The sequence below is a fragment of the Microcoleus sp. ARI1-B5 genome (genome assembly GCF_036705795.1).
In the GTDB taxonomy this organism is placed as follows: domain Bacteria; phylum Cyanobacteriota; class Cyanobacteriia; order Cyanobacteriales; family Microcoleaceae; genus Microcoleus.
Genome location: NZ_JAUBVK010000014.1, coordinates 192,213 through 203,953 on the forward strand (window position 1 = coordinate 192,213; position 11,741 = coordinate 203,953).

General features: G+C 46.5%; 6 protein-coding genes. 4 read left to right on the plus strand and 2 right to left on the minus strand.

Annotation, left to right across the window (positions count from 1 at the left end; genetic code table 11):
* Positions 1-7: 7 nt before the first annotated feature.
* The 3 genes from QUB63_RS20660 (at position 8) to QUB63_RS20670 (ending at position 5,191) form a co-directional block, all read left to right on the plus strand.
* Positions 8-3,085 (plus strand): CHAT domain-containing protein, encoded by a 3,078-nt coding sequence (locus QUB63_RS20660; protein WP_332947168.1) that lies wholly within the window; start codon positions 8-10, stop codon positions 3,083-3,085.
* Positions 3,086-3,276: 191 nt separating this feature from the next.
* Complete coding sequence (locus QUB63_RS20665; RefSeq protein ID WP_332947169.1) at positions 3,277-3,636, plus strand: hypothetical protein; 360 nt, start codon at positions 3,277-3,279, stop codon at positions 3,634-3,636.
* Complete coding sequence (locus QUB63_RS20670) at positions 3,623-5,191, plus strand: hypothetical protein (RefSeq protein ID WP_332947170.1); 1,569 nt, start codon at positions 3,623-3,625, stop codon at positions 5,189-5,191. Before QUB63_RS20665 ends, QUB63_RS20670 begins: the two co-directional genes overlap by 14 nt.
* Positions 5,192-5,340: 149 nt before the next feature.
* On the opposite strand, the gene QUB63_RS20675 is transcribed toward QUB63_RS20670, so the two are convergent.
* Both QUB63_RS20675 and QUB63_RS20680 read right to left on the minus strand, forming a co-directional pair.
* Entirely contained in the window at positions 5,341-5,964 is a 624-nt protein-coding gene (locus QUB63_RS20675; RefSeq protein WP_332947171.1) for a precorrin-8X methylmutase, read from the minus strand.
* 334 nt (positions 5,965-6,298) lie between these two features.
* Positions 6,299-7,102 (minus strand): TPM domain-containing protein, encoded by an 804-nt coding sequence (locus tag QUB63_RS20680; protein ID WP_332947172.1) that lies wholly within the window; start codon positions 7,100-7,102, stop codon positions 6,299-6,301.
* 686 nt (positions 7,103-7,788) lie between these two features.
* Here QUB63_RS20680 and QUB63_RS20685 point away from each other — a divergent pair.
* Positions 7,789-11,741 (plus strand): DUF4114 domain-containing protein (locus QUB63_RS20685; RefSeq protein WP_332947173.1); only part of this gene is annotated, 3,953 nt, incomplete at its 3' end.

Here is an 11,741-nt window from a genome sequence, read left to right on the forward strand (position 1 = left end):
GTCAAAAATGAACCAACCACGCCGCCAAGCCTATCTCACCCTAATTGAATCTCTCCTCACCTGGGATAGCGAAGAACAAACCGCCATCCTGCAAGCCAATCTAGAATTATTAGACGATGAATTTGCCCAATATTTGCGAGAGTGGGCAACAGAAACACTGCCCAACTTGGATGCACACCAAGCAGAAACTCGTGCCAATATTTTATACAATTTAAATCTAAAATTTTCAAGTCTTCAGCAAGGCAGTCGCAGAAGCAACATAGAGATTGCGATTGCTTGTCTGGATATAGGATTAACTATTTGTACTCGCGAAGCTTACTCAGAAAAGTGGGCAATGTTTCAAAACAGTATAGCAATTGCTTACAGCCACAGAATCAAGGGAGACAGGGGCGATAATCTAGAAAAAGCGAGATCCTGTTATGAATTAGCTTTGTCGGTTCGCACCCGCGATGCTTTCCCCCAAAATTGGGCGATGACTCAAAATAATTTGGCAAATGCTTACAGCCAGAGAATCAAGGGAGACAGGGGCGATAATCTAGAAAAAGCGATCACCTGTTATGAATTAGCTTTGTCGGTTCGCACCCGCGATGCTTTCCCCCAAGATTGGGCGGCGACTCAAAATAATTTGGCAATTGCTTACAGAAACAGAATCAAGGGAGACAGGGGCGATAATCTAGAAAGGGCGATATCCTGTTATGAATTAGCTTTGTCCGTTCGCACCCGCGATGCTTTCCCCCAAGATTGGGCAATGACTCAAAATAATTTGGCTGCTGCTTACTGTGACAGAATCAAGGGAGACAGGGGCGATAATCTAGAAAGGGCGAGATCCTGTTATGAATTAGCTTTGTCCGTTTACACCCGCGATGCTTTCCCCCAAGATTGGGCGATGACTCAAGAAAATCTTGCCTATGCTTATGAAGACAAAGGAATAATTTCAGAAGCTATAAAATGTTTTAAGTTATCCTTAGAAATCTTCAAACCGGATGCTTTACCCCTTAGCTGTTTGAAAGCTGGGCGCAATTTAGGAAATACTGCATTCGATATAGAACAGTGGGAAACAGCCATCTTCGGCTACGAAAAAGCGATCGAAGCAGTCGAACAAAGCCGCGAGTGGATTGCCTCCGAAAAACGCAAACGAGAAATCATCGGAGAAAACCTCAACGTCTACGAAAAAATGATCCAATCCTGCATCAACCACCAACAATATCACAAAGCCATTCAAACAATAGAACGCAGCAAATCCCGCTACCTAGTCGAACTCTTCACCAACAGCGAAATCTATCCCAAAACAGCCACCGAAACCGAAAAACAGCAACTCCAAAACCTGCGCCGCCAAATCGCCACCCTCCAACAATCCCTAGAAACATCAACACCCACTCCAACTCCCCCCCTTAGCAAGGGGGGGCCGGGGGGGGTTCCCCAAGACTCAGACACACAACGCACAACTCAAACCCGCACCCTCACCCCCCAATCACAACAACAACAAAAAGACAAATTAGCAACAGCATTACAGCAACTAGAACAATTCCTAGAAATCTTCAAACAGCGAGAACCAGAATTCAAACTAACTCAAAAAATCTCACCCATAGACATCGCCGAATTCCAGCAAACATTAGATCCAAAAACCGCCATCGTAGAATGGTACATCGGCAACTCTAACTCCCCCCTTCTTAAGGGGGGCAGGGGGGGATCAGATCCCAGCATCACCATCAACGAGTCCAACTCAAACTCCCCCCTTACTGAGGGGGGCAGGGGGGGATCAGATCCCAGCATCACCATCAACGAGTCCAACTCAAACTCCCCCCTTCTTAAGGGGGGCTGGGGGGGATCTGCCTTCATCATCACCCGCAACAGCATAGAATTAGTCACATACACCACAACCGAAATAACCGAACTAGAAACCTGGCAAAAACAATATCTCGAACAATATCGAGGCGGCAAAAATCAAAACATAATCTGGCAACACACCCTATCCGCAAAACTCCAAAAACTATCCGAAATCTTGCAGCTAAACGAGATAGTCGCCCGCATCCCCAATCATTGCCAACAACTAATCTTAGTCCCCCACCGCTACCTGCATTTATTCCCCCTCCACGCCCTAGAATTCACATCACAAACTAGATTTACTCAAAAAACCAACTTTGGCGGCAACTTCTTAGACTGCTTCCCCAACGGCGTGAAATACGCCCCCAGTTTGCAACTCCTGAAACTCGTACAAACCCGCCTCAAAACCCGCAAATCTCCCCCACCCGAACACCAGCCATTATTTGCCATCCAGAATCCCACCGAAGATTTGTTCAACGCGGATATGGAAGTAGAAACCATCAAAACCAGATTCACCCCCCACAATATTCTGATCAACAAACAAGCCACAAAACTCGCCTTTACCGAAAACCGAGAAACCCTCTCAAAAGCCACCTATATCCACTTTGCGTGCCACGGACTATTCAACTTTGACAATCCGCTGCTGTCCCTTCTAGCCTTAGCCGATTCCATAGAAACAACCTCAGAAATTAACCCGCCGCAAATCCCCGAAATTAACCCCCCCCAACCCCCCCTTGGTAAGGGGGGGCTTCAAGAGAATAAAGTCAAAAAACAGCGCTATGTCACCATGCGCGACGGCCGAAAAGCCATCCCCGAAAAATGCCTAACTTTGCGAGAAATCTTTGCAGAATTAGAGTTAAGTAGGTGCAGCCTCGTGACACTCTCCGCCTGCGAAACCGGGTTAACCAACTCCACCGCAATCACTGATGAGTACATAGGTTTACCCAGCGGCTTCTTGTATGCTGGGAGTTTGAATGTTGTCAGCACTTTATGGAGCGTCGATGATTTGGCAACGGCAATTTTTATGATAAAATTTTATCAGGAGTTGCACCGCGAAATATCGGTAGCTGTCGCTGTCAACGCTGCCCAAAACTGGATGCGCGCCGTCAGCAAACAGGATTTGAAAATTTGGGTTGAATCCTTAAAATTAGATGAAACATGGATGAGAGAATTCAACAAGCGGTTAACCTACTGGCCAGAAGATAAACCACCTTTGGGCCATCCCAAGTTTTGGGCCGCATTCTGCGCTACGGGATATTAAAAATTGTGGAGATCCCCCCTAACCCCCCAAAACACAAGGGGGAAACAAGAGACTGTTAGGAGTCTTCTCAAAGTCTACCTGTGTTTTATTACCCCGGAGATCCCCCCTAACCCCCCAAAACACAAGGGGGGGACAAGAGTAACAAAAGTCCCCTTTCTTACCCTGACATTTTATTAACGGAGAATTATCCAGTGGAAACTTACGAAGATATTGCTAGTTTTCTCTATTTGCTGACAAAAATTCCCGAGATTTTTTCGCCGGCAGTATGGGAAGATTTACCGAGTTTAGCCGCCGAAATAGACCAATTAGCAGGCAATGAATCTGCCATTAACGATGCTATCAAAAATTGGTGCGTACAGCGCGAATTGGGAGACGCATTAATAATGGGTAATCAGCGAGAAATCTCCGATCCGTCTCAACCCCTGCAAACCACACTAGCACCCCTGGAAAATCTCACTAAAACCCTACCTGAAAGCATTATGAATGCTTACAAAAAAAGACTGAAACAAGAGCGAGAAAATAGTGCAGATACCAGTAATGAATCCAATTAGTAAAGTATACGCCCCCAACGTTCATTTATTCGCCTTCCACGTCTGGGATACCCTAGCATCAAGCTCAAACCTACCACAAACATCGAATGCTTCTATCAATTCCGAACACCTCTGGGAAAAGTGCAACGAGATACTGCAAGAAAAACTGAGAATACCTGCGGAATTTAACCAGGACAATTTATCATACAACAAAACAAGTCAACCTTCTGGCCGGCGCGCCAACCTAATTATCAAAACTGCTGTCAACAACCGCAGTTCCCTGCTGTTGACTAAAGAAATTAAGCATCACAACCAGCAGATTTCCCTCGCTGGATTTGCTCAACCGCTGCGGATTGACGACAGTTACGCTTTGGCATTCAACCTCCGCGTTCCCGAAAAAACTAACGGTACTAAAACCCCTGATGTTGACCTTAGCATCTTCAAAGAGTTTAATCCCGATAACTGCTTGCTGCAGGAGTCGGTTAACAGTTATTTCGGTCAAACTTTGCTGCTGACAGCTTGGCTTAGCCCCGAACAAAAAGATAAAGCCCAGCAAGATTCGCAGTATCTCAAAAGTTTAGCCCAAGAGTGTTTAAGCTATTTTATTTGCGGTCAAGATTTGCCCGATTTTTACCGTCAAGGCGAATTGTTTGGCAGCCCAATTTTGGAATACGGCCATCCCAATTACCCAGATAAATTCGGACAGATTCTGATTTGGTTTTTCAACAGTCAAACAACGAGTGACATCTGGGATATCTACTACCCCGACTTTTTAGATTTATGCTTGTACCGCAACAAAGTCATCCTTGCTTACCAGGAAAGTCGCGCCTATTACTTCGCAATCCGTAAGGAATACGAACAAATCGAACTGGATATCGACAGCACTTTTCAGTATTTGCAGCATGACGAAGCCCATCAGCGCCAATCGAAGGGCACCGGTTTAAAGAAAAAGGAATTAGAGTATCTCGAAAGTCAGACAATTAATATGCCGCCCCGCGCTGTTAACTATGCGCGCCTGCTGATTGAGATGGAAATTAGGCAAAATACGATCGCCATTAACGCCAAAAATTACCAAAATAAATTAAATCAAATAAGTCTTGACATCAAATCCAGAAAAATTTATAATAATAGGGATACCAAAAATTATTCTGACTTGAGCTTCCTAGAATTATTCAGCAAAGAAACCTGCCCGCAGTTCAGCGAACAAATCAAAGCTGACCTAGGTTACTTCAAACACGGTACGGTGGCCTTAGACAAGGCGATGGAAGCAATTAGGGGCGTTGTGGCGATCGAAGAAGCCTATCGAGATGCAGAATTAGAAGCAACGATTCAAACAGTGGGTTCTGCTTTGGGAGTGGTGGGAATAGTAGCTAGCGTAGCTCCTTACTTTATCAAACAAGAGCCACCGGATAATGGCAAATTTCACTTGCCCTTGACCAATGTTGACATTCCTGCCTTTGTTTTGGTACTGCTGATTAGTATCGGTGCGGGATTTGGTGTGTGGATGTCGGTATGGGCGATCGCCAAAATCAAGCAAATGCTACCAAAAATCAAGCAGCGACTGCCTTTGAGGTAAGCTCCAATCCCTTCAATTACCCGCAATCAAAAATGTTTGCAGTCAGGACTTTAGTCCTCTTATTTTGATGCGGACTAAAATCCTCACTACAAACCATCGGTATTGATGCGTCTGAGACTGAGGACTGAAGTTTGAACGATCGAACGGCATCAACTGTTCCCCTCTTGGCCGTAGGCTTGCCAAGCCAAATCCACCAAACCGTTAACAATCGCCACAGCCACCACCGCCGAGCCCTTGCGCCCCTCAATCCGAATGTGAGGAATCATCGAATCGTGCAGCCGCGACTTAGCCACATCAACCCCCACAAACCCAGAAGGAGTCCCAATCACCAAAGCCGGCCGAATTTCCTCAGCCTCAATCAAATCTACGATCGCCGACAAAGCAGTTTGAGCCTGGCCAACCACAAAAATCCCTTCAGGATAGCGTCTTGCCAAAGTTTCAATCCCCCAAGCCGCCCGCGTTTTTTCCCTTTGGGGGCGCGTCAAAGCCTCCATCGAACAGTAAACCGGATTAGCAAAGGTACTTTGGATCAGAGGCGTAATGCCCACCTGCACCATCGGCACATCTACCACGATCGTAGTTCGAGCAGCCAAAGCGGCCGCCCCGGCTTGCAAAGCCTGATCTGAAAAACTAATTAAAGACTTGTACTCAAAATCAGCAGTCGCATAGATCACGCGGCGGACTATTTCGTACTCCGCCGCTGAAAAACCGTGGTCGCCAATTTCGCTATCGATTAATCCCAGACTCTGGGCATCGCTTACGTGCCATTCCATTTGTTGGATAGCTGTCGCCTGTGAGTTGTCAGGTATCAGCTTATCAGCTTTTAGTCATTAGTCATGAGTCATCAGTCATTAGTTATTTGTCAGGAGCGGATTTTTGGGTCATTTTGGCAGTCAACAACTTATCTCAAAACTTGCACAGGGGGCCGAGAAACCTCGTTGCAGCCCGCAGATTCGCTAAAAAACCCGGTTTCTTTGGACTTGCGCGCAGGGCCCAGAAACCGGGTTTTTTTACAGTAATACTTCAAGTCAGCCCGCAGAAAAGGTGAAAAACCCGGTTTCTAAGACTAATGACTGATGACTGCTGACTAATGACTCTTAAAAAAAACTAAGTTTCTTCTGAAGGAGATTTGCCCAATACTGGAGTCAAGAATGCCACCAAAGCCCCGATCGCAAAACCGGACACATTTCGAGCCAAAGGCAACCAGTCAGAAGTCCGAGTCACCACCGGCCCAATTCCGAAGGCCAAAAACAGAATACCCCACAGCGGCGAAAAAATTAGCGCCCACTGCCAAGCCACAATCTGTCCCGGTTTCCGAGGCTGAGCCGCAAACCCGCAGATGACGCCGCCAACCACCGACGTAATTAATGTCAGCACCCACTGTTCCCTCGGCAAACCGGGAACCACGCGGCACCCGCCCTGACGCAAACAGCCTTCTATCGACTCCAAAGATTCAATGATCGATCGATCTTCGCCATTGTCGCGGACAAAAAATTGATTGCCGTAGCGGGTTTGCAGTTCCACCCAAAAAGTGCGCGGCAGCAGCGGATACAGCGAATCGCCCACATTAAAATTGAGCAAATTGCCGCCTCGGGGGTCAGCAACTAGCAACACGCTCTTGTTATCTAGCCCCCAATAACTTTTGACAGCCAAACCGGGCGTGCGATCGTACTGAGTCAGCACTCGCAGTTTCCAGCCGGTTTCGGCTTCAAATTCAGTTAAATTTTTTGCCAAACCCTCTTCTTCAATATCCGTGAGGGCTTTAGCTAAATCAATGATCGGCGTCTGAGTAGACGGTAACAAATCGGGATTGTTGAAAGCGTGGGCTGCTGGTGCGATCGCCCACACCGACAAAGCCAGAAAAAATGCGGCAGCAGAGGCTAGAAATCTTCGCGGAAAAAACTGTGACATAGGAACTTCTAATCTGGGTCTCAATTGTGAATGCTAGCTGGCGGTCTTAACCAGAGGATAAGAGAAAACTCATATTTCTTTACAATTATTTACTTTACAGGAAGCCGAGACCAACGGGAAGGGTTCTGGGAAGGAAAGTTTGGAACAGGGAAGGGGCTGACAATTAGCTGTAGAGGGCGCGATCCAGGTCAAACCACCGTTAAACAAGAGCTCGATTTCCTGACGGGTGAGTATCTTGGGTTGTCCAAGTCCTTCTATTTTCATCAGGCGGGCGATCGCAGTTCCGTTAATCGATCGGGACTTACGATGGGGGTCCAGAAACCGGGTTTTTTTACCACAATACTTCGCTGTGAGCAGCAGATTAGGTAAAAAACCCGGTTTCTTTCGTAGGAGTGCGTCCGGGACTATTGATAATAATTGAAGCCGATGGTAACAGAGAGAGACCGTATGTGCGATCGGTTATTTAAGTATTTTCCGGCATGAAAAAACTTACCTTCATAAAGATTTAGCATAACTTTAAAAACTATCAGTAAATATACGGCAAACCTCACAGACTAGCAACACAAAAAAACTCGGAACTTCTGTATTTTCCCGAATTTCTTTATAATCGAGTCTAGCCGATAATGATGAGTAACCGCTGAATAATGATTTAAAACAAATTAACCATTTCTCAAGGAGTGCCCAGAGTGCCTTTAACCGACCCGATTGGAGAACCTTTAACAGAAGTGGAATCCTTAATTCCCGGACTTGCCCCAACTTTCGCCCCACAAATGCCGGGAATTCAGACTAACAAAACCTTATTATATCAAACTCCCGGCTCTTCTGAAAACTCCGAACAACCTAACTTAATAGAAACCGCCAAGCCACCAAAATCCGAATTCATTCGAGCCGAAACCGATGCTTTTATTATTAACAAAACCTCCGATATTAACAGCATACCTTCTGCTACCACCAGTGCGACCAAAACTAACAGCTACTCCAGAGATGCAACAAATTCTGAAATTGACCCCCTAATTGGTAAACTAGACTCGGACTTAGGAGACCCCCTGACCAACCCGAATCCAATAACCTCACCCGTTGTAACTACATCCACAACGAGCGAAAAAGCTTCGGACAAAACACCATTACCCGCAACCGCTGAAACAACTTCAAAACCAGAAGATAAAAAAACACCCTTATCGTCAGAGGCTACACTCAAAAGTGAGTCAGAACCCAACAAAACATCACCTGCAACTGCATCAACCGCAATCCCAGAGCATAGTACAACTTCATCAGACAAATCCGATAAAATTGCAGTAACAAATTCAACCGAAACTGTTGCAGCTAGCCCAAATATTCCCTCGACTGATAAAACCTCTACAGACAAACAGTCCCCAGTTGCCAAAGCTGACGACAAGATAGACTCAGACAAGCAATCTCAAAACTCCACAATTGTGGAGAAAGCCAACTCAGGCGAACAATCTCGTACTGCCGAAGTTTCTGACAAAATAAACTCCGATAAAAAAGCTCCAATTGCCCAGACTTCAGAAACAAAAAACTCAGACAAACAGCTTCCTGTTGCGGAAGCTACCGCCAAAATAGACTCAGACAAAAAATCCCCAACAGTCGATGCAACACCGACCGAAAAACCCACTTCAAATTCTCAACTGCCACCGACAACACAGCCCCCAACAGCCCCATTAATTCCCGCCACATCTAACCCTGTTTTACCTGACACTAATATCAGCCCCGAAGTCAAATCAACCGATTCAAAAAACCCAGTACAAACCGCTACTCAATCTTTAAGTGACAAACAGAATGATTCACTAAAAATTGACGATTTAAAAATCGAACCTGCTGCAATACCAAAAACAGCAGCCAGTGAAAATGTAGCGGTGATGACAGCAGCAACAGCAGCAGTTAAAACCCCAGAAAACTCTCCGAACAACACTGACTCATCTTCGGAAATTAAACAGCCAGTTAAAACAGAATCTCTTGTCAACCAATCAGCAGATGCTGAATTAATTAAAACCGACAAAACTGCAACTGCAAGCATTTCTCAACCCCCCGCAGAAACAGAGTCAATTACCGCTCCCATTGCGTCAAATTATCCTGCAAAAACAGACTCGCTCGTCTCTAATGTTGGCGAAGAATCACCCAAAGAAACCAACTCCAACGTTTCTACCGCAGCCGAACAATTACCAACAAAAAACGAGTCGATTATTCCCACAGAAATCGATGCGTCGGGTACGGTGGAAAATGAGAGCGCTTTTCCTGAAATAACAGCAGAACTTGAAAGCGAACAATTGCCGACAAAAACCGATTCGCTAGATCCAGCAGAATTCACTGCTGATACAATCGAACGGGACATCGTTGTTTCCGAAACAGCAGCGGAATTAGAAACTGAGAAAAGCCCAGCACTCTTCTCAACTCCATCAGAGACAGCAGCAGTTACGACACAGATAACTGAAGCCGAAGTCGAAACAAGCGTTTCACCCTCAACTCTTAAATCCCCACCTGAACCAACTTCAAACAATTATAGTAGCAATTCAAATCCCACAGAAACTGCCACCGCCCTACCCGCGTATTCTGATACCGAATTTGCGCCCAAATCCGTAGATATAACAAGCGGTTTGCTACCGTCAGCGACAGAAGAATCTGCTCAAAATTTAGACAATATTGCAGACATTCAACCCAATTCAACACAGCGTACTGGCGACTTCCAAAGCAATACCAATCCCCCAACAAATCTCTCAATAACAGCAGCAGCCAACTCACCCATTCCCGGCACTTTCCTTGTAGATGACCAAGGAAAAGTCAAATTTGACTATCAGTTTGACGGCGGGTACTTTACAGGCGAATTCGGCATTTTTAGCCTTTCAGGAATGGAAGCATTTACACCTGGTACTCCAGAATTCATCGCCGAAGCTGCTAGGAGAGTCCTAACTAATTCCACATTAGGAAACGTTGTAATCCGCGACAGTACAGAAGGAGCCAAATTCACCGGTTCGATGCCGGGAGAATACGACTTTGGTTCAGGAGAATATCAGGGTATCAAAACCTTCAACATGACCCCTGGAGACACTTTTGCCGTCATGTTCGTACCCAGTGGTACAGTACAATCATCCCTCCAATACTCGTGGCTGTGGGATTTGTTTCCCGAAAACCGTCCCTTATTCAGTATCGCCACAGCCAATCATAACGATACCGCTCATCTGCTACAAATAGCCGACATTACCGGTACGGGCAACACCTTCGCCCTAGAAGATATGTCGGCAGCTCAATCAGACGGCGATTACAACGACCTAATCTTTAAAATTAGTGGCGCAACAGGAAACGCACCGCTGCTGGATACAGTCATCAACCCTGACAAAGAATGGCGCAATACTCCGCTAGGACAACAATTGCTCGCCGAAGCTAATCCCCCGAATTCTGACAACAATCCGCCCGTTGTTTCGCCGACAAACGCTCGGACTTACACAGAATTAGAGACAACTATTTCATTAGACAATCTTGCCACAGATGCAGAAGGCGACCCTCTGACAATTAGCGTCCTCAATCCAGTAAACGGCACGGTAATTTTCAATCCCTTAACTAACAAAGCATCGTTTAAACCAGCATCCGGTTTCTCTGGAATTGCCAGCTTTGATTTCCTTGCCAGCGACGCTTTTGGGAGTTCTAGTCCCGCGCGGGTGACAGTCAACGTCAGCGATGTTCCGCTGCTGAATCTAGATTTTGTGAAGCGAAATCCCCGACTCAATGCAGGAGAAAATACGGAATTAGTTGTGCTCGGAGATTTTGCCGACCAGAAAGGTGTAGTGCTGCCAGATTCTTATCTAACTTACACTTCAATAAATCCAGAAGTAGCACCAATTGACGCGACCGGGAAAGTGACAGGTTTGGTCAACGGCACTTCGATTTTGAGCGCGAGTCGCAACAACCTGCAAGCAGTCACCCCCATTCGCATTGGGACTATGCCAGCACCGACAACAGACGCTCAATTGCATCAGATACTAGCCGAAATGTACGGACTAGACCCATACCCAGATGCCGTCTCCCTGACACCCGGTGCAACGAGGAAACTGTCCCTCGGCTTAAACTCCAACTTCACCGAAGCTAACTTAACCGCAGCCAGCACAGGTACGCGCTACTTTAGCAACAACAGCAACATCTTAAACGTCAGTCCCGACGGCACTATTACAGCAGTCGGCATTGGCGATGCCAGCGTCACAGCCATTCACGGAACCGCCTCCGCAACCATTCCAGTTCGAGTCGAAGCACCGAAACTCGGCACAACTGCCTTGGGAACCGACGGTGGCATCATCAACTCAAGCGACGGAGCGCTAGCAGTAATGATACCTCCGGGCGCTCTAAAACAGAATGCAACCGTCAGCATTGCCCCAGTCAACCAACAAAACTTGTCCCTACCGCTGCCGGCGGGATTTGAATTTGCAGGAGCCTTCAACTTAAACTTTGGGGATAACTCCCTGAATATACCCGCCCAGTTGGCAATACCAGCCCCCGAAGGATTAGCACCAGGAACTGTCGCATACTTCCTCCGAAAAGGAGCAATACCTGACTCCACCGGCACTTGGAATCCGATTTGGCTGCAAGAAGAATCAGGCATAGTCGGAGATGACGGCTTCATTCGCACCCAGTC

Excerpts from the sequence above, each read along its gene's own strand:
- QUB63_RS20660 (WP_332947168.1), top strand. The coding sequence starts at position 8 with ATGAACCAACCACGCCGCCAAGCCTATCTCACCCTAATTGAATCTCTC.
- QUB63_RS20670 (WP_332947170.1), top strand. The coding sequence starts at position 3,623 with ATGAATCCAATTAGTAAAGTATACGCCCCCAACGTTCATTTATTCGCC.
- QUB63_RS20675 (WP_332947171.1), bottom strand. The coding sequence starts at position 5,964 with ATGGAATGGCACGTAAGCGATGCCCAGAGTCTGGGATTAATCGATAGC.
- QUB63_RS20680 (WP_332947172.1), bottom strand. The coding sequence starts at position 7,102 with ATGTCACAGTTTTTTCCGCGAAGATTTCTAGCCTCTGCTGCCGCATTT.